Annotated in this window: 22 protein-coding genes; 14 read left to right on the forward strand and 8 right to left on the reverse strand. The window is 63.8% G+C overall.

The features are described from left to right. The first annotated feature begins 155 nt into the window (after positions 1 to 155). From Q0030_RS31055 to Q0030_RS31070, 4 genes are all read left to right on the forward strand, one after another. Complete coding sequence (locus Q0030_RS31055; protein WP_298375969.1) at positions 156 to 572, forward strand: nuclear transport factor 2 family protein; 417 nt, start codon at positions 156 to 158, stop codon at positions 570 to 572. A gap of 108 nt (positions 573 to 680) precedes the next feature. After that, the gene (locus Q0030_RS31060) at positions 681 to 2468 is read left to right on the forward strand and encodes an acyl-CoA dehydrogenase C-terminal domain-containing protein (protein WP_298375973.1); all 1788 of its coding nucleotides are present in this window, start codon (positions 681 to 683) and stop codon (positions 2466 to 2468) included. Between the two features lie 72 nt (positions 2469 to 2540). Beyond that, positions 2541 to 3749, forward strand: coding sequence for an acetyl-CoA C-acetyltransferase (locus Q0030_RS31065; RefSeq protein ID WP_298375975.1), 1209 nt, complete (start codon positions 2541 to 2543; stop codon positions 3747 to 3749). A 154-nt stretch (positions 3750 to 3903) separates the two neighbouring features. Further along, positions 3904 to 6117, forward strand: coding sequence for a 3-hydroxyacyl-CoA dehydrogenase NAD-binding domain-containing protein (locus Q0030_RS31070; protein ID WP_298375978.1), 2214 nt, complete (start codon positions 3904 to 3906; stop codon positions 6115 to 6117). 293 nt (positions 6118 to 6410) lie between these two features. Here Q0030_RS31070 and Q0030_RS31075 read toward each other — a convergent pair whose 3' ends face one another. Both Q0030_RS31075 and gstA read right to left on the reverse strand, forming a co-directional pair. Then, positions 6411 to 6662, reverse strand: coding sequence for a hypothetical protein (locus Q0030_RS31075; RefSeq protein WP_298375980.1), 252 nt, complete (start codon positions 6660 to 6662; stop codon positions 6411 to 6413). 285 nt (positions 6663 to 6947) lie between these two features. Then, a complete protein-coding gene (gene gstA / locus Q0030_RS31080; RefSeq protein WP_298375982.1) occupies positions 6948 to 7565 on the reverse strand; it encodes a glutathione transferase GstA in 618 nt (205 codons plus the stop codon). A 130-nt stretch (positions 7566 to 7695) separates the two neighbouring features. On the opposite strand from gstA, the gene Q0030_RS31085 reads away from it, so the two are divergent. The 3 genes from Q0030_RS31085 (at position 7696) to Q0030_RS31095 (ending at position 10382) form a co-directional block, all read left to right on the forward strand. Then, positions 7696 to 8220: a helix-turn-helix domain-containing protein gene (locus Q0030_RS31085; RefSeq protein ID WP_298375984.1), complete on the forward strand. Its 525-nt coding sequence runs from the start codon at positions 7696 to 7698 to the stop codon at positions 8218 to 8220. Between the two features lie 93 nt (positions 8221 to 8313). After that, positions 8314 to 9684 (forward strand): glutamate--cysteine ligase, encoded by a 1371-nt coding sequence (locus Q0030_RS31090; protein WP_298375986.1) that lies wholly within the window; start codon positions 8314 to 8316, stop codon positions 9682 to 9684. 173 nt (positions 9685 to 9857) lie between these two features. Beyond that, positions 9858 to 10382: a PAN domain-containing protein gene (locus Q0030_RS31095; protein WP_298376063.1), complete on the forward strand. Its 525-nt coding sequence runs from the start codon at positions 9858 to 9860 to the stop codon at positions 10380 to 10382. A 62-nt stretch (positions 10383 to 10444) separates the two neighbouring features. Here Q0030_RS31095 and Q0030_RS31100 read toward each other — a convergent pair whose 3' ends face one another. The 5 genes from Q0030_RS31100 to Q0030_RS31120 all read right to left on the reverse strand — a co-directional run bounded on the left by Q0030_RS31100 (position 10445) and on the right by Q0030_RS31120 (position 14414). After that, positions 10445 to 11011 carry a nucleotidyltransferase family protein gene (locus Q0030_RS31100; RefSeq protein WP_298375989.1) on the reverse strand — a complete coding sequence of 189 codons (567 nt, stop codon included), beginning with the start codon at positions 11009 to 11011 and terminating at the stop codon, positions 10445 to 10447. A 111-nt stretch (positions 11012 to 11122) separates the two neighbouring features. After that, positions 11123 to 11464, reverse strand: coding sequence for an MmcQ/YjbR family DNA-binding protein (locus Q0030_RS31105; RefSeq protein WP_298375992.1), 342 nt, complete (start codon positions 11462 to 11464; stop codon positions 11123 to 11125). Positions 11465 to 11474: 10 nt separating this feature from the next. Beyond that, positions 11475 to 12245, reverse strand: coding sequence for a signal peptidase I (lepB, locus tag Q0030_RS31110; protein ID WP_298375995.1), 771 nt, complete (start codon positions 12243 to 12245; stop codon positions 11475 to 11477). Further along, positions 12245 to 13669: a metalloprotease TldD gene (tldD, locus tag Q0030_RS31115; RefSeq protein ID WP_092119161.1), complete on the reverse strand. Its 1425-nt coding sequence runs from the start codon at positions 13667 to 13669 to the stop codon at positions 12245 to 12247. The genes lepB and tldD overlap by 1 nt, the downstream gene beginning before the upstream one ends. A 271-nt stretch (positions 13670 to 13940) precedes the next feature. Then, complete coding sequence (locus Q0030_RS31120; protein WP_298375998.1) at positions 13941 to 14414, reverse strand: helix-turn-helix domain-containing protein; 474 nt, start codon at positions 14412 to 14414, stop codon at positions 13941 to 13943. Positions 14415 to 14564: 150 nt separating this feature from the next. Between Q0030_RS31120 and Q0030_RS31125 the strand changes: the two genes are divergently transcribed. The 4 genes from Q0030_RS31125 to fxsT all read left to right on the forward strand — a co-directional run bounded on the left by Q0030_RS31125 (position 14565) and on the right by fxsT (position 18925). Beyond that, a complete protein-coding gene (locus Q0030_RS31125) occupies positions 14565 to 14957 on the forward strand; it encodes a DoxX family protein (RefSeq protein ID WP_298376001.1) in 393 nt (130 codons plus the stop codon). 10 nt (positions 14958 to 14967) lie between these two features. Then, on the forward strand, positions 14968 to 15471 hold the full coding sequence (locus tag Q0030_RS31130) for a DsrE family protein (protein WP_298376003.1): 504 nt from the start codon (positions 14968 to 14970) through the stop codon (positions 15469 to 15471). Between the two features lie 35 nt (positions 15472 to 15506). Further along, complete coding sequence (locus tag Q0030_RS31135) at positions 15507 to 16109, forward strand: TlpA disulfide reductase family protein (protein ID WP_298376004.1); 603 nt, start codon at positions 15507 to 15509, stop codon at positions 16107 to 16109. Between the two features lie 209 nt (positions 16110 to 16318). Further along, complete coding sequence (fxsT, locus tag Q0030_RS31140) at positions 16319 to 18925, forward strand: FxSxx-COOH system tetratricopeptide repeat protein (RefSeq protein WP_298376007.1); 2607 nt, start codon at positions 16319 to 16321, stop codon at positions 18923 to 18925. Positions 18926 to 18943: 18 nt separating this feature from the next. Here fxsT and Q0030_RS31145 read toward each other — a convergent pair whose 3' ends face one another. Then, a complete protein-coding gene (locus tag Q0030_RS31145) occupies positions 18944 to 19471 on the reverse strand; it encodes an invasion associated locus B family protein (RefSeq protein WP_298376009.1) in 528 nt (175 codons plus the stop codon). 487 nt (positions 19472 to 19958) lie between these two features. On the opposite strand from Q0030_RS31145, the gene coxB reads away from it, so the two are divergent. From coxB to Q0030_RS31160, 3 genes are all read left to right on the forward strand, one after another. Beyond that, on the forward strand, positions 19959 to 20798 hold the full coding sequence (coxB, locus tag Q0030_RS31150; RefSeq protein WP_298376010.1) for a cytochrome c oxidase subunit II: 840 nt from the start codon (positions 19959 to 19961) through the stop codon (positions 20796 to 20798). A 96-nt stretch (positions 20799 to 20894) separates the two neighbouring features. Next, a complete protein-coding gene (ctaD, locus tag Q0030_RS31155; protein ID WP_298376012.1) occupies positions 20895 to 22511 on the forward strand; it encodes a cytochrome c oxidase subunit I in 1617 nt (538 codons plus the stop codon). Positions 22512 to 22573: 62 nt separating this feature from the next. After that, on the forward strand, positions 22574 to 23512 hold the full coding sequence (locus Q0030_RS31160) for a heme o synthase (protein ID WP_298376014.1): 939 nt from the start codon (positions 22574 to 22576) through the stop codon (positions 23510 to 23512). Positions 23513 to 23542 lie beyond the last annotated feature (30 nt).

Genomic DNA, 23542 nt, shown 5'->3' on the forward strand with positions numbered 1-23542 from the left:
CCATCCCAGTTCCCGTATCAGCCATTCTGAAGTTCGCTTGACTTTATGCGTTACTGTGCATATGCGTCAATATGCATATGGTGATCGGCATGCCGCCTTGTCGCGCGCAGCCGATGTTCAGGCTTCTTAAACCCCCTGCCGCAGGAGACGTCCGAATGAGCAAGCCGGGCCTCGACAAGTGGTACGCCTACATGAAGTCCCACGACACCGCCGCGCTGTGGGATCTGCTGCATCCCGATGCGGTGTTCGAAAGCCCGGTCGTGCACACGCCGCAGCGCGGCCGCGACATCACCTTCAAGTATCTGACCAGCGCCGCCAAGGTGCTCGGCGGCCCGACCTTCAAATATCTGGGCGAGTGGCAGAGCGACACCGGCACGGTGCTCGAGTTCGAGAACGAGATCGACGGCATCAAGCTGAACGGCGTCGACATCATCACGTTCGACGGTGATGGCCGGATCACGCATTTCAAGGTGATGGTGCGCCCGCTCAAGGCGATCAACCTGCTGCATCGGATGATGGGCGAAGAGTTGATGAAGCAGAGCGGCGCAACGTCGCAATCACAGTCTCGCTAGGACCTGCCGCGGACCTCCCGAACCGGATAAGGTCCGTTCCAACAAACCCAAGGACAAGCTGCGCAGCATCGGTCGCGCGTGCGACCGCGAGCCAGCCGGGAGATCAGCATGCCGACCTACAAAGCCCCCGTCGAAGACGTCAGCTTCCTGTTGAACGACGTCTTCCAGATCGATCGTTATGGCAATCTTCCCGGCTTCACCGATGCGTCGGCCGATGTGCGCGAGGCGATCCTCGGCGAAGCTGCCAAGCTCAGCGAGGAAGTGTTGCAGCCGCTCAATCGCACAGGCGATCTCGAAGGCTGCAAGCGCAATGACGACGGCAGCGTCACCACGCCGAAGGGCTTCAAGGAAGCCTTCAAGCAGGTCGCCGAAGGCGGCTGGCTCGGCCTGTCGGCGCCGACCGAATTTGGCGGCCAGGGCCTGCCGGTGACGCTCTCGCAGGCGGTCAACGAATTCCAGATCTCCGCCAACATGGCGTTCTCGATGTATGGCGGGCTGACCATGGGCGCGACCGCAGCGCTGCTGGTGCACGGCACCCCCGAGCAGAAGAAGACCTATGTGCCGAAGATGATCGCCGGCGAGTGGACCGGCACCATGAACCTGACCGAGCCGCAGTGCGGCACCGATCTCGGCCTGCTCCGTACCAAGGCGGTGCGCCAGGCCGACGGCAGCTTCAAGATCACGGGCACCAAGATATTCATCTCCGCCGGCGAGCACGATCTTGCCGACAACATCATCCACCTCGTGCTGGCGCGCATCGAAGGCGCGCCAGCCGGCATCAAGGGCGTCTCGCTGTTCGTGGTTCCGAAGGTGCTCGTCAATGCCGACGGCTCGCTCGGCCAGCGCAACGGCGTCACCTGCGGCTCGATCGAGCACAAGATGGGCATCCACGGCAATTCCACCTGTGTGATGAACTACGACAACGCCACCGGCTGGCTGATCGGCGAAGAGAACAAGGGCATGCAGGGCATGTTCGTGATGATGAACGAGGCCCGCCTCGGCGTCGCCGTGCAGGGTCTCGCGCAGTCCGAGGTCGCCTATCAGAACGCAGTCGCCTATGCGCGGGAGCGTTTGCAGGGCCGTTCGCTGACCGGCGTCAAGGCCGCCGACAAGCCGGCTGATCCGATCATCGTGCATCCCGACGTGCGCCGCACGCTGCTCACCATCCGCGCCTTCAACGAGGCGGCGCGCGCCATGGTGGTGTGGACCGCGCTGAAGAGCGACGTCGCGCACCGCTCCCAAGACCCGAAGGATCGTCAGGCTGCCGACGATCACATGGGCCTGATGACGCCGGTGCTGAAGGGCGTTCTGACCGACACCGGCTTCGCCAACACGGTCTCCGCGCAGCAGATGTTCGGCGGCCACGGCTACATCGCCGAGCACGGCATGGAGCAGTTCGTGCGCGATGCCCGCATCGCGATGATCTATGAGGGCGCCAACGGCATCCAGGCGCTCGACCTGGTCGGCCGTAAGCTGCCGCGCGACGGCGGCCGGGCCGCGATGGCGTTCTTCGGTGAGGTCACCGCCTTCGCCAAGGAGCATGGCGGCGACGAGGCGATGAAGCCGTTCATCACCCCGCTCTCCACCGCGCTCGGCCATCTGCAACAGGCCACCGGCTGGCTGATGCAGAACGCGCTGACCAAGCCCGACAATGCCGGCGCCGCCGCGACCGATTTCATGAAATTGTTCGGCCTCGTCGCGCTCGGCTACATGTGGGCCAAGATGGCCAAGGTGGCGCAGGACAAGGCCGCCGCCGGCGCCACGCCCTACCTGAACACCAAGCTCGTGACCGGGCGCTTCTTCATGGAGAGGTTGCTGCCGGAGACCGCCGTGCATCTGGCCCGGATCCAGAGCGGCAGCGCCACCACGATGGAACTGGCCGCGGAAGCGTTCTGAAAATTGCCGCCGCACCCGTGCGGCGGCGCTTCCTTCCGTATATATTATGATCCTCATATCAAGGAGGGCGTCATGCCTGAGGCATACATCTACGATCACGTTCGTACCCCACGCGGCCGCGGCAAGGCCGATGGCGCACTGCACGAGGTCACCGCGCTGGCGCTAGCCACGGTGCCGCTGAAGTCGCTCAAGGAGCGCAACAATCTGCCCGAGGACAGCGTCGACGACGTCATCCTCGGTGTGGTCGATCCGGTCGGCGAGGCCGGAAGCGACATCGCCCGCTTCGCCGCGCTCAACGCCGGCCTCGGCGAGAAGGTGCCGGGCGTGCAGATCAGCCGGTTCTGCGCCTCCGGCCTCGATGCCGTGAATTTCGCCGCAGCCCAGATCATGAGTGGCCAGCATGAACTCGTGATCGGCGGCGGTGCGGAATCGATGAGCCGCGTCGGCATCGGCGCCTCCGGCGGCGCATGGCCGATGGATCCCTCGATGGCGGTGCCGGCCTATTTCATGCCGCAGGGTATCTCGGCCGACCTGATCGCGACCAAATACGGTTTTTCGCGCGACGATGTCGACGCTTACGCCGTGCAGAGCCAGCAGCGCGCGGCTAAGTCGTGGGATGAGGGCCGCTTCAACAAGTCGGTGGTGCCGGTCAGGGACATCAACGGCCTGACCATCCTCGCCAAGGACGAGCACATGCGCCCGACCACGACGATGCAGTCGCTGGCGCAGCTGCAGCCGTCCTTCGCGGCGATGGCAGCGATGGCCGGCTTCGACGCGGTGGCGATCCAGTCGCATCCCGAGGTCGAGAAGGTCAATTACGTGCATCACGCCGGCAATTCCTCCGGCATCGTCGACGGGGCCGGCGCGGTGCTGCTCGGCAGCAAGGAGGCGGGCGCCAAGCACGGCCTGAAGCCGCGGGCGAAGATCCGCGCGTTCGCCAATATCGGCTCGGAGCCCGCGATGATGCTGACCGGCCCGGTCGACGTCACCGAAAAGCTGTTCGAGCGGTCCGGCATGAAGAAGTCGGACATCGACCTGTTCGAGCTCAACGAGGCCTTCGCCTCGGTGGTGCTGCGCTACATCCAGGCCTTCGACATCGACAACGCCAAGATTAACGTCAATGGCGGCGCGATCGCGCTCGGCCATCCGTTAGGGGCGACCGGCGCGATGATCCTCGGCACCGTGCTCGACGAGCTCGAGCGCACCAACAAGGAAACGGCGCTGGTCACGCTGTGCATCGGCGGCGGCATGGGCACCGCCACCATCATCGAGCGTGTGTAGCCGAGCAGGCAGCGCGTAGGGTGGGTTAGCCGAAGGCGTAACCCACCATGTCACCGCGAGAGAGGTGGTGGGTTACGCTTCGCGAACCCACCCTACGAGATCGAGACGCAACCGCCGCGCCTGAGATCGGCCGCCGGCACCGAGGGAGCAAAAGATGGCTTACAAGAATTTCAAGTTCGACGTCGACGCCGACGGCATTGCGCTGGTCACCTGGGATATCCCTGACCGTTCGATGAACGTGTTCGACGAGGTCTCGACCCAGGAGATCGGCGAGATCATCAAGCAGACGACCGGCGATGCAGCGATCAAGGGCGTCGTGATCACTTCGGCCAAGGAGGCGTTCTGCGCCGGCGCCGACCTTTCGATGCTCGAGGGCATGAACCGCAGCTACGCGCAGCTCCTGAAGGAGAAGGGCGAGGAAGCCGCGAACCAGATGCTGTTCGAGCAGAGCCGCCAGATGTCGCAGTCGTTCCGTGCGATCGAGACCTCGGGCAAGCCATGGGTTGCCGCGATCAACGGCCTCGCGCTCGGCGGCGGTTTCGAGATCACGCTGGCCTGCCACTACCGCGTCGCGGCCGAGAACCCCAAGACTCGCCTCGGCCTGCCCGAGATCAAGGTCGGCCTGTTCCCCGGCGCCGGTGGCACCCAGCGTGTGCCGCGCCTGGTGTCGCCGCAGGACGCGATGCAATTGCTGCTCAAGGGCGAGGCGGTCAACCTGACCCGCGCCAAGGCGCTCAATCTGATTCACGCCGTCGTGCCCGCAGCTGACCTGATCAAGGCCGCGAAGGACTGGATCAAGGGCGGCGGCAAGGCCGTCGCGCCATGGGACGAGAAGGGCTTCAAGCTGCCCGGCGGCCCCGTCTTCTCCAAGATGGGCATGCAGATGTTCCCGGCCGGCAACGCGATCTATCGCCGCGAGACCTACGACAATTATCCGGCCGCGCGCGCCATCATGAGCTGCGTCTATGAGGGGCTGCAGCTGCCGATCGACGCCGCGCTGCGGGTCGAGTCGCGGTACTTCACGCAGATCCTGCGCTCGAAGGAAGCGGCGGCGATGATCCGGTCGCTGTTCCTGTCGATGCAGGAGCTGAACAAGGGCGCCCGCCGCCCGGCAGGCGTGCCGCCGACCAAGGTCAAGAAGCTCGCCGTGATCGGTGCCGGCTTCATGGGCGCAAGCGTCGGCTATGTCTCGGCGCAGGCCGGCATCGACGTCGTGCTGGTTGATCGCGACCAGGAGAGCGCCGACAAGGGCAAGGGCCACGCCAAGACCGTGGTCGACGGCCTCGTCGCGAAGGGCCGGATGAAGCAGGAAGCCGGCGACGCCATCCTGGCGCGCATCTCGGCGACTGCGGACTACAACGTGATCAGGGATTGCGACCTCGTCATCGAGGCGGTGTTCGAGGACCGCAAGGTCAAGGCCGACACCTACGCCAAGGCGCAGCCGCTGCTGAAGTCGGACGCGATCTTCGCCTCCAACACCTCGACCCTGCCGATCAACTCGCTGGCCGAGGAGTTCAAGGACCAGGGCAAGTTCATCGGCATCCACTTCTTCTCGCCGGTCGAGAAGATGATGTTGGTCGAGATCATCCTGGGCAAGAACACCGGCGACGTCGCGCTGGCGACCGCGCTCGACTATGTCCGCGCCATCGGCAAGACGCCGATCGTTGTCAACGACAGCAGGGGCTTCTTCGCCAACCGCTGCGTGATGCGCTACATCTCCGAGGGCAACGAGATGCTGCTCGAAGGCGTACCGCCGGCGATGATCGAGAACACCGCCAAGATGGCGGGGATGCCGGTCGGGCCGCTCTCGCTACAGGACGAGGTCGCGCTCGATCTCGGCCTCAAGATCACCAAGGCGACCGAGGCCGACCTCGGCCCCAACGCGATCGACCAGGCGCAGAAGAAGTTGATGGTCGAGATGGTCGAGAAGCAGGGCCGCTTCGGCCGCAAGAACGGCAAGGGCTTCTACGACTATCCCGAGAAAGGCAAGGGTCAGAAGAGCCTGTGGCCCGGGCTCGCGAATCTGCAGCCCAAGCAGCTCGATCCCGACACGCTCAGCGTCGAGGAATTGAAGCAGCGCTTCCTGGTGGTGCAGGCGGTGGAAGCCGCGCGCACCGTCGAGGATCACGTCATCACCGACGTGCGCGAGGCCGATGTCGGCTCGATCCTCGGCTTCGGCTTCGCGCCGTTCACCGGCGGTGCGCTGTCCTATATCGACTTCATGGGCACCAAGAATTTCGTCGCGCTCTGCCACGCTTTCGAGAAGAAATACGGCTCGCGCTTCACGCCGCCGAAGCTGCTCGAGGAGATGGCTGCCAAGGGCGAAACCTTCTACGGCCGCTTCCCGCCGAAGAAGCAGGCGGCGTAAGCGCCGTTACGTTTTGAGCCAACTCGCGCAGGATCAAGCCGGTCATCGATCCGACTTGATCCTGTTGCGTGACGGTCGCACAGGTCAAAGTCCCGCCACGCTTGCTCCCCACTGGCACCACGCTGCTGGCATCACTCTTGCTCGTCGATCGCCAGGATGATCGAAGACGACGATCAGGGTTGGGGTGTCCTGCAATGCGTTCTGTGCCCAAGGAAGGTGCCGCTGAGGCCGCGGGCAAGCATTCCGTCTCGCTGCGCTTGCGCGGCAAGGGTCCTTCCTGGTTCGGCCTGGTGCTACTCGTTCTGGCCGTGGACCTTGTGCTCGCGGCGGCCGCGTGGAATGCCGTCGACTTCTTCCGCAATTGAGCCGTCATTGTCCGGCGAGAGCACGGCGCCGGCGAGATAGGCGAGCTGGTTGAACGCGAGGCAGGCGACGACGATCGGGGCGCCGGTGGCAAAGGCATAGCCATCCGATTGGAGCAAGATTGCCGCGAGCACCGCGATCAGCGGCGACACCAGCATCAACGTCCAAACCCGAAAATACAAACTGGTTGCCAGCCCAACGAGCGTGCTGGTCAAAAGCGTCAAGGCGATCGTCACATTGTTGGACCAGTTGGAGCGGAGGGCGCGCCGCAGGTCATAGTCGGTCAGTTGGATCGCACGAACAAGGACAGCTACGCCCTCAGCCGGAAGTACACCGACTTAGTATTAATCGGTACAATGCGGGTTAAATTGAGACGTTCCACCTTTGGTTGCCGAAAGTAGGCTGGTGGCCACAGAAAAAGAGCCGGATCGGCGATCCGGCTCTTTGTCAACTGTGGTGTGCCAGGCTCAGGCAGCCTTCAGCAGGCCTTCCTTCTTCAGCGCTTCCTGCACCTTCGGGCGCGCCGCGACGCGGGCCTTGTAAGCCATCACATTCGGCAGGCCGGAGAGATCGAAGCCGAGCCGGTCGCTCGCCCACATGATCATGGTGAAGAGGTAGCCGTCGGCGACCGTGAACTGGTTGCCCATCAGATAGTCGCGTCCGGCGAGCTGGCTCTCGACATATTTGAACTTGCTCATGGCGCGGTCCTTGAAGAAGGCCTTGGCATCATCGGCGAGCACCGGCGAGAACATCGGGCCGAGATTCTTGTGCAGCTCGGTCGTGATGTAGTTCAGCCATTCGAGCAGCTTGTAGCGCTCGTTGGAATCCCTCGCCGGTGCCAGCTTCCGGTCGGCGACCCTGTCGGCGATCATCTGGATGATGATCGGCCCTTCGGTGACCATCTCGCCGGTATCCAGCGCCAGCGCGGGCACCTGGCCCTTGGGGTTCACTTGCAGGAAATCGTCGCCGTTTTCGAGCTTCTTGGCGCGCAGATCGACCTTGACCAGGTCGTAGGGCAGGCCGGCCTCGAGCAGGGCGATGTGGGGGGAGAGGGAGCAGGCACCGGGGGAGTAATAAAGCTTCATGGGGGTATTCCTTCCCTTGTTCTTGGCGTCCGGAGAGGGATTGCCTACATGCACCTGCATGAAATAGTCAAGATTGATGCAGATGCATTCAGTGCGGTACAGTCGGTGCCGGGACCTTATGGGCTAGACGATGAAACGCAAGCTATCGAGCGAGGCGACGGCCGCCTGGATCCGCCTGATGCGGGTGCCGAGCCGGGTGCTGGACTGCGTCGAGCAGGATTTGAAGAAGGCGGGCTTTCCGCCGCTAGCCTGGTATGACGCCTTGCTCGAACTGTCGCGCGCGCCGTCGGGCGAGCTGCGCCCGGTCGAGCTCGAGCGGCAGATGCTGATCCCGCAATATTCGACCTCGCGGCTGATCGACAAGCTGGTCGACGAAGGGCTTGCCGCCCGGCGCGAATGCAAGATCGACAAGCGCGGCCAGTTCGTCGAGATCACCGAGGCCGGTCGCGAGCTCCAGAAGAAGATGTGGAGCGCCTATTCCTCGGCGATCGACAAGCATGTCGGCTCGAAATTGTCCGATGCCGACGCGACCAGGCTGTGCGGTCTGCTCGACCGTCTCGGCTGCTCCTGCGGTGATGCCAAAGGTGACACCAAGGTCGATGCAAAGAACGATACCAAGGCCACGCCGGCGCGAGACGGCGTGCCTGCCCGATGATATTCCTGATTCCACCATCCGCGGCCGTTGCGGCCCACGGATGTCCCTGCCACCGCGCGCCTTCGATCGAAGCGCCCTTGAGTTGGATTTAGTATGGCGCGTGACCAGATCGACATGACGCCGCTGCAATCGCGCGACGAACTCGTGGCGTGGATTGAAGCCGGCGTGAAGCCCGAGTCCGAATTCCGGATCGGCACCGAGCACGAGAAGACCCCGTTCACGCTTGAGGGCCACCAGCCCGTGCCCTATGACGGCGCGAAGGGCATCGGCGCGCTGCTCGAGGGCATGAAGCTCCTGCTCGGCTGGGAGCCGATCATGGAGCGCGGCAACATCATCGGGCTCTATGACGTCACCGGCGGTGGCGCGATTTCGCTCGAGCCGGGCGGCCAGTTCGAATTGTCGGGCGCGCCGGTCGAGACCGTGCACCAGACCCAGTCAGAACTGATGGCGCATCTGGCGCAGGTGCGGGAGATCGCAACCCCGCTCGGCATCGGCTTCCTCGGCCTCGGCATGACGCCGTCCTGGTCGCGGGAGCAGATCCCCGTGATGCCCAAGGGGCGCTACAAGATCATGAGAAATTACATGCCGAAGGTCGGCAAATACGGCCTCGACATGATGTTCCGGACCTGCACGGTGCAGACCAATCTCGACTTCTCCTCCGAAGCCGACATGGTGAAGAAGCTGCGGGTGTCGCTGGCGCTGCAGCCGATCGCGACCGCGTTGTTCGCCAACTCGCCATTCACCGAAGGCAAGCCCAACGGCTTCCTCTCGTTCCGCTCCGAGATCTGGCGCGACACCGACAATGCGCGAAGCGGCATGATCCCGTTCGCGTTCGAGGACGGCATGGGCTACGAGCGCTATGTCGATTACGCGCTCGACGTGCCGATGTATTTCGTCAAGCGCGGCGATGAATATATCGACGTCTCCGGATCGTCGTTCCGCGATTTCTTCGCCGGCAAGAACAGGATCCTCCCCGGCGAGCGCCCGACCTTGTCGGACTGGGCCAACCATCTGTCGACGATTTTCCCCGAGGTGCGGCTGAAGCGTTACCTCGAGATGCGCGGCGCCGACGGCGTGCCGTGGGGCCGGCTGCCGGCGCTGCCGGCGTTCTGGGTCGGGCTGCTCTATGACAATGACAGCCTCGATGCCGCCTGGGATATCGTCCGGCACTGGACCGCGCCGGAGCGGCAGGCGCTGCGCGACGACGTGCCGCGCTTCGGCTTCAAGTCGCGGATCAAGAACCGCTATCTGTTCGAGATCGCCAAGGAATGCCTGATCCTGTCGCATGCCGGATTGCGGCGGCGCGGCCGGATCGATCATCTCGGACGCGACGAGAGCCGCTTCCTCGAACCGCTCGAGCACATCATCGAGACCGGCCGCTCGCCAGCGGAGGAGATGCTGGAGAAGTTCAACGGCCCCTGGAAAGGCTCGGTGGAACCGGCCTATCAGGAGTACGCCTTCTAATCCCCGCCCGGCCCGAATTCGGGCCCGGAACGCGCGCGGACGGCGGTGGTGTCGCACCCGCCGTTCATCAGCCGTACAGGTTCATGGCGTTCAAATGACGCCCCGCGGAGTGCGCGGGGCGGTGCGAATTTGAAAGCAATCTCATGGGGATAAGTCGCCTCTTTAGGGCGTGGATGGTGATGTTCGCGGTTTTGGCGGCCGCTTTCGTCGCACGCCCGGCACTGGCGCAGACCAATTTCGACCGGCCCGGCGGCGACTACCTGAACGCGCCGGTGACATCAGGCGATCCCGCCGATTGCGCGCTCACCTGCGAGCGCGACCGCCGCTGCCGGGCCTGGAGCTTCAACTATCCGACCGACGCCAATAGTGGCGCGGTGTGCTGGCTGAAGAACACCGTGCCGGCGCGGGTGCAGGACGTCTGCTGCGTCTCTGGGGTGCGTGGCGCGGGCGTGGTCGAACCGCGCAACGGCGCCATCGAAACCTCGATCGACCGGCTCGGCGGCGACTACAAGAATTTCGAACTGAAGAGCAGCGACGGCGACGAGGCCTGCCAGGCCGCCTGCACCGCCGACAACAAGTGCCGCGCCTGGACCTACGCCCGGCCCGGCTATGCCGGCCGCGACGCGCACTGCTTCCTGAAGAAAGAGATCAAGCCGCCGCGCCGCAAGGCGGGGTTCACCTCGGGCGTGGTGCGCTAGGGCCGCACACGCATCGTCGTCCCTGCCTAGGGCGCAATTGCGCACTAGGCAGGGACGACAGGCTACTCCGCCGCCAGCACCGTGACCTCCGGCCACAGCGCCTTCCACCGCTCGGCCTTCCTCGCATAGTTCACTGCGGAAAAATTCGCGGTCCGGTTCGGCCGCACGATCATGCCGGCGACATCCTCGAAACCGTTCGGCGCATAGACGCCGTAGCCGCGCGTGCTGCGGCGGATGCCGATCTGCGTGGTCGCGGTGAGGAAGCGATCGATGCCGTCGGTCGAACGCGACAGCGCAGGATAGGGCAGGCCGTGCTTGTCGGGATACCAGAGATGGACGCGGGCCTGGTTGCGCGCCTCGATCGCAACCCCGAGATGACCGAGCCGCGCCTTGAGGTCGCGGATCACGGCGTCCTCCGCCTCCCACGACGTATCCGGATCGAAATAGAAGATGTCGTAATCGCTGACGCCGTGGTCGAGCGGTCGGCTCGTCAGCACGTTCCACACGGTCTGCACCAGGCAGCCGGACACCAGCCAGGCATCGGGCAGGGCAAGGCGGTGCAGCTCGTCTGTGATCGCTTGATTGGCCGGGTTGCGCAGTGCGGCTGTGAGGAATTGGTCCTGGGTCATGCTTCCACGTCTCTCCCCGTCATTGCGAGGAGCGAAGCGACGAAGCAATCCATGGTCCCACATGTGCCGCACGATGGATTGCTTCGCTCCGCTCGCAATGACGAGAAACGATTATCCCGTCGCGTCAAAATCCCTGACCGCCTTCTTCGATGCCAGCGTGCGCCAGTGCCGGCGCAGCAGCGGTTCGACGGTCTGGCGCCTGGCCTTCGACAGGCGGATCAGCACGATCGGATAATCGCGGTAGTGATCGGTGAAGTAGAACATCTTCGGCTGGCTCTCGACCAGCATGTCGCGCTCATCCGGCGGCACGCCGGGCATCACCAGGCTGTCGCCGTCTTCCTTGAGCCGCACCAGCATCTTCTTGCGCACCTTCAGCGCCGGTGTGCCGTAGGAAGAGCCGTCCTCGACTTCCGGCCACGCCAGCACCAGGGTCCTGACGTCGTCGAAGGTCACGTTGGCGAACTCACTGCACCGAGGTGAAGAAGCGCGCGAGGCGGAAGCCGGAGAGCCAGGTCCAGACCGGCTGGCTGCGGATGCCCATGTCCCAGGAGCCGACCACCGCGTCGGCGCGGCCGATCAGATTATCGATCGGCAAGAGGCCAACGCCGCCGTCGCGCACCGGCACTCGGCTGTCGGCGGAATTGTCTCTGTTGTCGCCGAGCACGAACAATTGGCCCGGCGGTACCGTCACCTCGGGCGTGTTGTCGAGCCTTCCATTGTCTCGGATCTTGAAGATCGCATGGCTGACACCGTTCGGCAGGGTCTCGACATAACGATTCGCATCCTCGCCGCCGCCGCGATCGTCTTCGGCGAAGCCGGTACCGTCGGGCTTCAGCGCTGCCGGATGATCGTTGATGAAGAGCTGGCCCTGCCGCATCTGGATGCGATCGCCGGGCAATCCGACCACGCGCTTGACCCAGGCCTGCGAGCGGTCGCCCGGCCAGCGGAATACGACGACGTCGCCGCGCTTGGGCGTCTCGCCGAACACGCGGCCGGTCTCCGGCAGCGTGATCTGGATCGGCAGTGACGCCGCGCCGTAGCCATAGGGGAATTTCGAGGCGACCAGCGCGTCGCCGATCAGCAGCGTCGGTTCCATCGAGCCCGACGGCACGTAGAACGGCTCGGCGATTGCGCCCTTGGCGAGGAACACGACGGCTACGATCGCGGCCAGTTGCACGGCCTGCCCACGCCAGCTGGTCGGCTTGGCCGCCACGACTTCGTTTCCGCTGCTCACTAGCCTGTTCCTCCGACCGTAATCCGTTCCATCCGCAGTGTCGGCTGACCGACGCCGACCGGTACACCCTGGCCGTTCTTGCCGCAGGTGCCGATTCCCGTATCGAGCGCAAGATCATTGCCGATCATGGTGATCCTGTGGAGATCGGTCGGTCCATTGCCGATCAGCATGGCGCCCTTCAGAGGCGCGCCGAGCTTGCCGTTCTCGATCTTGTAGGCCTCGGTGCACTGGAACACGTATTTGCCGGAGGTGATGTCGACCTGGCCGCCGCCGAAATTGGCGGCATACATGCCGTTCTTCACCGAGGCGATGATCTCGGCCGGGTCGCGGTCGCCGGACAGCATGTAGGTGTTGGTCATGCGCGGCATCGGCACATGGGCATAGCTCTGCCGGCGGCCGTTGCCGGTCGGCTTCATGCCCATCAGGCGGGCATTCTGGCGGTCCTGCATGTAGCCGACCAGGACGCCGTCCTCGATCAGCACGGTGCGGTTGGTCGGGGTCCCCTCGTCGTCGATCGACAGCGAGCCGCGGCGCGACGCCATGGTGCCGTCATCGACCACGGTGACGCCCTTGGCCGCGACCTGCTGGCCCATCAGGCCGGCGAAGGCGGAGGTCTGCTTGCGGTTGAAGTCGCCCTCGAGCCCGTGGCCGACGGCCTCATGCAGCATCACGCCGGGCCAGCCGGCGCCGAGCACGACGTCCATCTCGCCGGCGGGCGCCGGCACTGATTCGAGATTGACCAGCGCCTCGCGCAGCGCGCCGTCGGCGGCATCGCGCCAAGCCTTGGTCTCGATGAAGCGCGCATAGCCCTCGCGGCCGCCATAGCCCTTGCTGCCGCTCTCCTGCCGGTCGCCCTGGCCGGCAACCACGGAGATATTGACGCGCACCAGCGGGCGGATGTCGCGATAGCTCTCGCCGTCGGGCCGCAGAATCTCCACCACCTGCCAGGTCGCGGTGAGGCTGGCCGAGACCTGCCGCACCCGCGGGTCCTTGTCCCTGACATAGGCGTCGATCTCGCCGAGCAGTTTTACTTTGGCCTCGAACGCCGGGCCATCCAGCGGGTTCTCGTCGCCATAGAGCCTGACATTGGTGTGGGCCGGCGCCGCGGCGAAAGTCCCGGCGTACCCGCCGCGCACCGCCGCTACCGCGTCCGCTGCGCGGATCAGCGCCGGGATCGAGACGTCGGAGGAATGGGCATAGCCGACCGCGTCGTCCTTGACGGCGCGCAGGCCGAAGCCTTGCGAGGTGTCATAGGTCGCCTGCTTCAGCCGGCCATTGTCGAACACCAGCGCCTCGGTCTGCCCGAACTCCAGGAACAGCTCGCCGTCGTCGGCGCCTTCAAGTCCGCGGGACACCTCGCGGCGGACGGCATCGCGGTCCAGATTGGCGCGGTCGAGCAGGGAGGTCGTGGCGGGATTGGTCATGGTCACTCCGACGCAGTGCGAGTCCTTGGCGATTCCGTGTCATCCTTGCCTGAAGCGCTACTGATTGCCAGTGCGGAACCTGCAGCAGGACTTTCGGGCAATTGAAGCAGAGACGAGCGGAAAACTCACCTTACAACCCGGAAACCTGTGCCGGTCCCGGTTCAGGCCCGGACGGCGATCGCTCAAGATAGTGGTTGGGGCGGCAAACCGGGAGTGCCTGCAGCCATGCGGTCGTTCACGGCCGCCCCCCGGGATCCTCACCTTGTCGTCATCAGCCCGCGTGCCGATCCGCCTTCTGCGGCTGGCTTTCCGGCTCGTCGGCATCGCTCGATTGCGGCGCCGGCTTCGGCTGCGCGCCACCGGCCGCCGCGCCCTGTGCCGAGGTCGGAAAACCATGCTCCTGCGCCCACCGGTATAGCTCGTCGAACACCGGTTTGAGCGCCTTGGCCGACGGCGTCATCTCGTACTCAACCCGCGGCGGCACCTCGGGATAGACCGTGCGCTTGACCAGGCCGTTGGCCTCGAGATCGCGCAATTGGGTGGTCAGCATGTGCTGGGTCACACCGGGGATCGCCTGCCGCAATTCGCCGAACCGGCGCTTGCGCTCGACCAATTGCCAGAGGATGTCGCCCTTCCATTTGCCGGCCAGCACCGACAGCGCCCGATGAAATTGCGCCGACAGGTCGCCGTTGCACGGCTCGGACGCCGCCGGAGGCTCGGCGGGCTCAATAGTCAGTCTTTTCATACTACCTCACAAAAAGCATCCTACTTGTTCTTTTCATCTTACTCCCGAATTTAGTGCATCGAAAGCCGCAGGCCAGCCTGCCGAAAGGGGCGGGTGGCCGTGCGGCCCGGTCGATTCGAACACTTGGTTCGAGCACTTGGGGAGTCATCAATGTCAGTTGCCGTTGCCGCCGCGCCGTCGCGCTGGAAATCCGTCACCCTCTGGGTTGTCAGGGGATTGCTTGCGCTTGCCTTTGCCGCCGCGGGCGCCGCCAAGCTCTATGGCGTGCCGATGCTGGTCGAGGAATTCGAGCATATCGGGCTCGGCCAGTGGTTCCGCTATCTCACCGGATCGCTGGAGCTGCTCGGCGCGGTCCTGATCCTGGTGCCGCCGGTCGCAGCCTTCGGGGGCCTGCTGCTGAGCTGCATCATGGTCGGCGCCACGTTCACGCATCTGTTCGTGATCGGCGGCTCGCCGGTGCCCGCCCTGGTGCTGCTGGCGCTGAGCGCGATCGTCGCCTACGCCAAGCGCAGCCAGTTCGCTTTGGTCCCGAGCGCACCGTGAGGTTGGCGCGATGCGCGTCTCTCGCCGCATCCTGACGCTGGCCGCGGGGCTCGTGCTGGCCTTCGCGGTGCCGTTCGCTGGGACATTGCTGCTCACCGGATCGGTCGCGGCGGTCTCCAAACCGGAAGCGAAGAAGCCCGAGCCGCGCGTGCACCATGTGGTGCTGCCGATCAACAGCGACGACCCGACCACGATGCGGGCGCTGATCTCGACCGCGCTCAACCTCCCGAAACATTATCGGGAGCGCGATGAGCCGTTCGAGATAGAGGTCGTCGCCTACAATGCCGGCGTCCACATGCTGCGCGCCGATACCTCGCCGGTGAAGGATTTGTTGCGGGCGGTGCGGGGGCTCACGCCGGACATCCGCTTCGTGGTCTGCGAAGCCACCAAGCTCGGCATGGAGCGCGCCGAGGGACATACGCTGGTCCTGCTCGACAATGTCGATCTGGTGCCGAACGGGCCCGGACGCATCATCGAATTGCAGGAGGCCGGCTGGTCCTACATCCGGTCCTGAGTGATGTGGCAACCAACGCAAGTGGAGAAACCGATATGACGCCTGTTCGCGTGCCCACCCGCCGCGCCGTCGTCGCCGGCATGATCGGCGCCGGCGTCGCGCTCGCGCCGCCGGCAGCACGGGCGCGCGCTGTGTCGGGACCGCCGCCATTCGGCACCATCCGGCATCAGTTCACGCTAGTTCAAGGCGCCCGCCCGGTGCCACGGGTTGCGATCCCCGCGCTCGCCGGTGGCGCGCTCGACCTCACCGCGTTCAAGGGCAAGCTTGTGCTGGTGAACTTCTGGGCCACCTGGTGCGCAGCATGCCGCACAGAGCTGCCGATGCTTGATCGCCTCGCCGCCAGCGGCCGCAGCGACCTCGCGGTCGTCGCCATCAGCACCGATCGCAACCGCGCGCAGGTCGCGCCCTACGTCAAGCAGCTCAAGCTTCGCCACCTTGCGATCGGCTTCGATCCGGGCGGTCTGGTCTCCCGCGTCGACGCCGCCGAGCTCGACACGCCGTTCGCGCTCTACGGCATGCCGATCTCATTCCTGATCGGCATCACCGGACAGGTCGAGGGCTATATGACGGGCGAGGCGGACTGGCTGTCCGCGGAGGCGGGCGGGTTGTTTGATTATTATGCGGGGGGTGGGCGGTGAGCCGGGGCCGCTTACCCACGGAGGCTGAGGAAGCATGGCGGGGCTTCAGCAATAACTCGCCGCCCTCAGGCCTGTGCCGTTCCGCGGCGAACGATGCGGCGATCCGAGTCGTCGCCGTCGAACGGGAGGTTGTGTGAGCCGCTGGGATATTCCGTTGCGTGTCACTGAGCCCTAGAGATAATCTGTAGGCGGAGTTGCAACGAGCAAATGTGGGCCAGCTCCTCGATTTGAGGGTTGTCGTGGCGGATATTTTCATCAGTTATACGTCGCAGGATCGCGATTGGGCATTCTGGATCGGGCAGGAACTGGAAAAGCTCGGTCACACACCAAGGATACACGAGTGGGAGATCTCAGGCGGCGGCGATATCGCGGCTTGGATGGATGAGCGGTGTGACAAGGCCGATCATGCCCTTTTGGTAATCAGCGAGACCTATCTCGGCAAACCCTATTCGAGCTGGGAGCGCCGGTCGGCACAATGGGCGGCGCAGACGGATCGTCCCAACTTCGCGCTGCCGGTGCGCATCGAGCTCTGCAAACTTCCTAACCTTCTTGCGTCCGTCAAACGGTCCGATCTCTTCGGCGTGGATGAAAGCGAGGCGAGGGAGCGGTTAATCGATCTCTTGCGGCCGGCTGACAAGCCCGCAGTACCAACGAAGTTTCCGGGTGCGGCAAAACCTCAGATGGATTTGAAGCCGGAAGTGTCGGCACCTTTTCCGGGGCAGAAGGCCGAGCGGCGCAGCGTGATCACCAATATTCCAATCAACGTGCCACGGCATTTCATCGGTCGTCACGACGACTTCCGTGCAATCGAGATCGCGCTCAATGGTGACGATGGTCGTGCGGCCGTGACGGCACTGCACGGTCTGCGTGGTGTCGGTAAGACGACGCTCGCAGCGGCATATGCCGAACGCCATCGCGATGGCTACCGCGCGACTTGGTGGATCAGGGCCGCGACTCCAGCAACAATGCGTGCAGATATCGCAGGACTCGGGGTACGCCTTGGCTGGATCGCAGCCGATACTCAAGAGGAGCAGGCCGTCAACACGGTGCTGGATCAACTTCGCAGTGAACGCGAATGCATGCTGCTCATCTATGACAATGCAGTCGGCCCAAGAGAGCTCACGAAATACCTGCCCCGCGGGGGTTCGGCCCACATCATCATTACTTCAAATGCACCGAATTGGGGAGCGGTTGCCGCCCCAATGGAAGTCGATATCTGGTCGGACGAGGTCGGAGCTGATTTTCTGATGGTGCGGACCCAAAGGATGACAGAACGCGATGCGGCTTTGGCTCTCTCTCGATCGCTTGGCGGTCTGCCGCTCGCGCACGAGCAGGCCGCCGCCTACTGCGAACGTACTGGGTCATCATTTGCGGGGTACAACTCACAATTTGAATCAACGCCCGTAGCACTTCTCGGCGAGGTCGAAGACCTTGCACTCGATTATGGGGTGACTGTCGCGAGGACATTTGCTCTCGCTATCGCGGGAGCCATCGAACTTCACCCCCACGCTTTCTCTTTGATGGTTCTTGTGGCACTGCTCTCGCCTCGGCCGATACCGATGTATTTCTTCTCTGAAGGACATGAGAAACTAGGGGAAGACTTCGCATCTGTCGTCAAGAAGGGTGACCTCGATAGGGTCATAGCGGCTCTGCGCGGCTTTGCATTGCTCGATCGGGAATTGATCTTTGACGAACGTGATCCGTCAGTCGTGACGGACTGCATTTCGGTGCACCGGTTGGTGGGTCAAATAACCCTTGCACGCTTCAGCCCCGAATTCCGACAAAGGATCGGATGGTTTTTGATCGAAGCAATAGCGGAGGTTTATCCGCCCGGCTCCCTCTTTGCGAAGCCGGAATTGTGGCCGCGAGCGCGGCGGCTGGATGCCATCGCGTCGGCACTAGTTGGCATCGAAACTAGCGCGCCGGTCGACGTTGCAGAACAGTACTGGCGCAGGATCGTTACAGCTTCAAGGATAACGACCCTGAATCAGCTCGCTTTGTATCGTCAGACAGTGTTGGGAGATTTCGCGGAAGCAAGACGCTATTTTGAGCTCGCATTAGCAATCAATGAGCGTGATCTCGATAGCGAAAGTCCGTTTGAGGGGATTGTGCTTAACAATCTCGGCGGTCTGCATCTGCAGCAAGGTAGTTTCGGAGAGGCTCGCTCATGTTACGAGCGGGCTGCGCTGTTCTATGAGAAGAAGCCGGAGGAGGGCCCCACTCGCCTTGCCATAACGTTAAGCAATTTGAGTAGCGCGCTGACGTCTCAAGGTGAGCACGTAGCAGCAAAGAGTTTGCAGGAGCGTTCCCTCGCAATTCTCGGGGAGGATGCCAATGATCCGAACACAACGTTTGCGCTTAGCCAGCTTGGTTATTCGCAATGGATGCAAGGCAACCTTACAATAGCGCTGACTTATTTTGAACGCGCGGTGGCTATCTGCGAGAAAGGATTTGGTCCTGACCACCTTTATCTGGCGGCAAACTTAGCCAACTTGGGTGGTGTGGTCATGGATCAAGGGGATCTTGTGCGAGCACGCAGCCTTCTTGAGCGCGCCCTGGCTCTGCGCCAAGCAACGCTCGGCTCGGACCATATCGACACTGCAATGAGCCTCAATGATTTCGGCTGTCTTCTGCGGAGGGAGGGCGACCACGCTGCTGCCCTGCCATATCATGAACAGGCGCTCGCGATCTTCGTGGAAAAGTTAGGGCCAACCCATCCCAACTCAAAGAAGGCGGCCGAAAATGTCGCGGTCGTATTGGAGGCAATTGGCCGGCCTGCGGAAGCTCGCAGTCTGCGGGACAAGTTCGGTCTGTAAGAGGTTGCCTGCATCGCCTCACGGCAGCTTGTCATACCCCTCCGCCAGGCCGTTCAGGCTGAGCGGGAACCCGATACCTTCTTCCGGGGTCTCGAAAATAATGAACGTCGCGGTCTTGGCGTTCTTGATCTGGCCGAGCAGCTTGTCGTCCATCACGACCTCGGCGACGCAGCCATTGGGCAGGCATCTGACAAAGCCGGCGCGGCCGACGTCCTGGTTGTCGAGCTTCAGGCCGAGGCCGGAGGGCAGCAGCACGCCGAGCGGGGCGACCACGCGCATCAGGCGGCTCTTCTGATCGGCGGTCTTCAGCACGATCACGGTCAGGCCGGCATTTGAGCGGTCTTCGGCTACCACGCTCTGGATCAGCGCGCATTGCTCGGCCTGGGCGCCAGGTGGGGTGTCGCAGCGGATCTGCCAGTCGCCATGGACCGAGCGCACCGCGCCCTGCGCGTTCGACGGCTGGGCCAGGCCGAGAGAAAAGGCCAGAATCAGCAGGCCGCCGAGCCAGCCGGCCTTTCGTCCTGCCTGAATTTTCGAAGCGCCCATCCGGGGTCGATCCTTTGATTGTTCGGTCGGTCCGGCCGTCGAGGCCGCCGGGTAGCACGCATCAGTCGACTGATACCGCAATAGGGCGCCTTGAAGGCGATCTTGAAGCCATTCCCGCGCCGGATTGGGGCAGCCCGCAGCGAATCAGGTTCCTGCGGGCTATCCCGTCTGTGCGTACATCCGGTAATCCCCCTGTCAACAGTGCGCGGCGATGTTCCGACGACTTTCGCTTGATTTTGCGGGAAAAATCGCAAGCGGCAGCTTCATCGCAGGCGCATGGCTTTCGGCCGTACTACTGCATTGCGAGCGCCTGCGAATTATGGTTTGAGAGGCTGGATTTCGACGCGTTCTAGCGATCTGGCTCCCGTACCCACCTTGACTCAGAGACGGGTATGTCCGGAAGGCCATTTGTCAGGGCGGATCGTGCTGTATCTCCGGTCACATGCCGGGGGTGCGTTGGGGAATAATGCAAGGGAGCGCGAACGGCATGAAGATGTCGATTGGCCGGTTGGGCAGGCAATTGCTGGGGTTGGCGGTAGCGGGGGTGGCGTCAGTCGCCGCGGGATCGGCCTTCGCCGAAATGGGGCAGCCCGCGCCGTGGGAGCACACGCTGCAGGAAGCCGCGACTCCGGTGATGGAAAACATCATCTGGTTCCACAATTTCCTGCTGGTGCTGATCACCGTCATCACCCTGTTCGTGCTGGCGCTGCTCGTCATCGTGGTGGTGAAGTTCAACGCCAAGGCCAACCCGGTCCCCTCCAGGACCACCCACAATACCCTGATCGAAGTGGCCTGGACGCTGATCCCGGTCCTGATCCTGGTCGGCATCGCGGTGCCGTCGTTCCGCCTCCTGTTCCTGGAGCTCGACGTGCCGAAGCCGGACCTCACCGTGAAGGTCACCGGCAAGCAGTGGTATTGGTCCTACGCCTACCCGGATAACGGCAAGTTCGAGTTCGACTCGCTGCTCGACAAGGACAAGCAGCCGCGGCTGCTCGGCGTCGACAACGAGATGGTGGTCCCGGTCAACAAGGTGGTGCGGATCCAGACCACCGGCGCCGACGTGATCCACTCCTTCGCAGTGCCGGCCTTCGGCGTGAAGATCGACTCGGTCCCGGGCCGCCTCAACGAAAGCTGGTTCAAGGCCACCAAGACCGGCGTGTTCTACGGCCAGTGCTCGGAACTATGCGGCAAGGACCACGCCTTCATGCCGATCGCGGTTCGGGTCGTCAGCGACCAGGAATTCGCGACCTGGGTTGAAGGGGCGAAGAAGAAGTTTGCGACCAACCCGGCGAATTCCTACGCCTCGGCTGGTCAGGCGGCGCAGTAAGCCCCAAGGGTTAAGGCCCCAGGGCTTGCGGCGCGGATGGAATAAGGGCGATGGGACCGCAAGGTCCAAGAGGGACTGCAAGGCAGGATTTTGAACATGGCGACAGGCGCAGCGACACACGACGATCACGCCCATGATGATCACGCCCACCATCCGACCGGATGGCGGCGCTATCTCTACTCCACGAACCACAAGGATATCGGTACGATGTACCTGATCTTTGCGGTGATCGCGGGCATCATCGGCGCTGCGATGTCGATCGCGATCCGTGCCGAGTTGATGTACCCGGGCGTCCAGATATTCCACGAAACGCACACTTATAACGTGTTCGTGACCTCGCACGGTCTGATCATGATCTTCTTCATGGTCATGCCGGCGATGATCGGCGGGTTCGGCAACTGGATGGTGCCGCTGATGATCGGCGCGCCCGACATGGCGTTCCCGCGCATGAACAACATCTCGTTCTGGCTGCTGCCGGCCTCGTTCGCGCTGCTCGTGTTGTCCACCTTCGTCGAGGGTGAGCCGGGCGCCAACGGCGTCGGTGCGGGCTGGACCATGTACGCGCCGCTGTCGACTTCGGGCCATCCAGGGCCTGCGGTCGATTTCGCGATCCTGTCGCTGCATCTCGCCGGTGCGTCGTCGATCCTCGGTGCCATCAACTTCATCACCACGATCTTCAACATGCGCGCGCCGGGCATGACCCTGCACAAGATGCCGCTGTTCGTGTGGTCGATCCTGGTCACCGTGTTCCTGCTGCTGTTGTCGCTGCCGGTGCTCGCCGGTGCGATTACCATGCTGCTGACCGACCGCAATTTCGGAACCGCCTTCTTTGCGGCCGACGGCGGCGGCGATCCCGTGCTGTTCCAGCATCTGTTCTGGTTCTTCGGCCACCCCGAAGTGTACATCCTGATCCTGCCCGCCTTCGGCATGATCAGCCAGATCGTCTCCACCTTCTCGCGCAAGCCCGTGTTCGGCTATCTCGGCATGGCCTACGCCATGGTCGCGATCGGCGGCATCGGCTTCGTGGTGTGGGCGCACCACATGTACACCGTCGGCATGTCGTCGGCGACGCAGGCCTACTTCGTCGCCGCCACGATGGTGATCGCGGTGCCGACCGGCGTGAAGATCTTCTCGTGGATCGCCACGATGTGGGGCGGCTCGATCGAGTTCAAGGCGCCGATGATCTGGGCGATCGGCTTCATCTTCCTGTTCACCGTCGGCGGCGTCACCGGTGTGGTGCTGGCCAATGCCGGCGTCGACCGCGTGCTGCAGGACACCTATTACGTGGTGGCGCACTTCCACTACGTGCTGTCGCTCGGCGCCGTGTTCGGCATCTTCGCCGGCTGGTACTACTGGTTCCCGAAGATGTTCGGCTACATGTACTCGGAGCGGATCGCCAAGGCGCACTTCTGGTTCACCTTCGTCGGCGTCAACCTGGTGTTCTTCCCGCAGCACTTCCTCGGCCTGTCGGGCATGCCGCGCCGCTACGTCGACTATCCGGATGCGTTCGCCGGCTGGAACCTGATCTCCTCCTGGGGCTCCTACATCTCCGGCGTCGGCGTGCTGATCTTCATCTACGGCGTGATCGATGCCTTCGTCCGCAAGGAGCAGGCTGCGAACAATCCGTGGGGTGCGGGTGCGACCACGCTGGAGTGGACGCTGACCTCGCCGCCGCCGTTCCACCAGTTCGAAGTGCTGCCCCGCGTGCAGTAAGTCCAAGACAACGCGGCGCACCCTGGGTGCGCCGCGCCTTTTGAGAGAAGTGAGACCTGATCTTGTCGGTTGTCGATCACAACGCCATCGAGCTGCCCCGGATTTCCGAGGCCGAAGTGGGCGACTACATCGCGCTGTTGAAGCCGCGCGTGATGTCGCTGGTGATCTTCACCGCGCTGGTTGGGCTGATGATCGCGCCGGTGCATGTCCATCCGGTGCTGGCGTTCACCTCGATCCTCTGCATCGCGGTCGGCGCCGGTGCCTCCGGCGCGCTCAACATGGCCTATGAGAGCGACGTCGACGCCTTGATGTCGCGCACCGCCAACCGGCCGATCCCGCGCGGCCGCATCACCCAGGCCGAGGCGGCCGCCTTCGGCCTGACGCTCGCCTTCTTCTCCGTGATGACGCTCGGCATCCTGGTGAACTGGGTGGCGGGCGGGCTGCTTGCCTTCACCATCTTCTTTTATGCCGTGATCTACACGATGTTGCTGAAGCGCTGGACCGCGCAGAACATCGTGATCGGCGGCGCTGCCGGGGCGCTGCCGCCGGTGGTGGCGTGGGCGGCCGCGACCGGCTCGCTCTCGGTCGAACCGATCCTGCTGTTCCTGATCATCTTCTTCTGGACCCCGCCGCACTTCTGGGCGCTGGCGCTGTTCCGCAGCGACGACTACGCGCGCGCCGGCATTCCGATGCTGCCGGTGGTCGCCGGTCCCGACGCGACCCGGCTGCAGATCCTGCTCTACACCATCGTGCTGGTCGCGATCGCGCTGGCGCCGTGGCCGCTCGGCTATTTCGACGCAATCTACGGCGTCACCTCGCTGGTTTTGGGCGCCGGCATGCTGTGGCTCGCGATCGAGGTCTATCGCCGTCGTGAAGGCACAGCCGCCAACCGCGCGACGCGCCGGCTGTTCGCCTTCTCGATCCTTTATCTGTTCGCGCTGTTTGCCGTCCTCCTCGCCGAGGTCGTCGTTCGCGCGATCCTGCCCGTCATCATCGGGTAGGGACGCCGGGGGGCAAGATGGGGGCGCATG

The organism is uncultured Bradyrhizobium sp. (assembly GCF_947648125.1).
Classification (GTDB): domain Bacteria; phylum Pseudomonadota; class Alphaproteobacteria; order Rhizobiales; family Xanthobacteraceae; genus Bradyrhizobium.

Excerpts from the sequence above, each read along its gene's own strand:
- Q0030_RS31085 (WP_298375984.1), top strand. The coding sequence starts at position 7,696 with ATGAAACGCAAGCTATCGAGCGAGGCGACGGCCGCCTGGATCCGCCTG.
- Q0030_RS31100 (WP_298375989.1), bottom strand. The coding sequence starts at position 11,011 with ATGACCCAGGACCAATTCCTCACAGCCGCACTGCGCAACCCGGCCAAT.
- Q0030_RS31120 (WP_298375998.1), bottom strand. The coding sequence starts at position 14,414 with ATGAAAAGACTGACTATTGAGCCCGCCGAGCCTCCGGCGGCGTCCGAG.
- Q0030_RS31090 (WP_298375986.1), top strand. The coding sequence starts at position 8,314 with ATGGCGCGTGACCAGATCGACATGACGCCGCTGCAATCGCGCGACGAA.
- Q0030_RS31130 (WP_298376003.1), top strand. The coding sequence starts at position 14,968 with ATGCGCGTCTCTCGCCGCATCCTGACGCTGGCCGCGGGGCTCGTGCTG.
- gstA (WP_298375982.1), bottom strand. The coding sequence starts at position 7,565 with ATGAAGCTTTATTACTCCCCCGGTGCCTGCTCCCTCTCCCCCCACATC.
- tldD (WP_092119161.1), bottom strand. The coding sequence starts at position 13,669 with ATGACCAATCCCGCCACGACCTCCCTGCTCGACCGCGCCAATCTGGAC.
- Q0030_RS31070 (WP_298375978.1), top strand. The coding sequence starts at position 3,904 with ATGGCTTACAAGAATTTCAAGTTCGACGTCGACGCCGACGGCATTGCG.
- Q0030_RS31145 (WP_298376009.1), bottom strand. The coding sequence starts at position 19,471 with ATGGGCGCTTCGAAAATTCAGGCAGGACGAAAGGCCGGCTGGCTCGGC.
- Q0030_RS31135 (WP_298376004.1), top strand. The coding sequence starts at position 15,507 with ATGACGCCTGTTCGCGTGCCCACCCGCCGCGCCGTCGTCGCCGGCATG.
- coxB (WP_298376010.1), top strand. The coding sequence starts at position 19,959 with ATGAAGATGTCGATTGGCCGGTTGGGCAGGCAATTGCTGGGGTTGGCG.
- ctaD (WP_298376012.1), top strand. The coding sequence starts at position 20,895 with ATGGCGACAGGCGCAGCGACACACGACGATCACGCCCATGATGATCAC.
- Q0030_RS31055 (WP_298375969.1), top strand. The coding sequence starts at position 156 with ATGAGCAAGCCGGGCCTCGACAAGTGGTACGCCTACATGAAGTCCCAC.
- Q0030_RS31095 (WP_298376063.1), top strand. The coding sequence starts at position 9,858 with ATGGTGATGTTCGCGGTTTTGGCGGCCGCTTTCGTCGCACGCCCGGCA.
- Q0030_RS31065 (WP_298375975.1), top strand. The coding sequence starts at position 2,541 with ATGCCTGAGGCATACATCTACGATCACGTTCGTACCCCACGCGGCCGC.
- Q0030_RS31060 (WP_298375973.1), top strand. The coding sequence starts at position 681 with ATGCCGACCTACAAAGCCCCCGTCGAAGACGTCAGCTTCCTGTTGAAC.
- Q0030_RS31125 (WP_298376001.1), top strand. The coding sequence starts at position 14,565 with ATGTCAGTTGCCGTTGCCGCCGCGCCGTCGCGCTGGAAATCCGTCACC.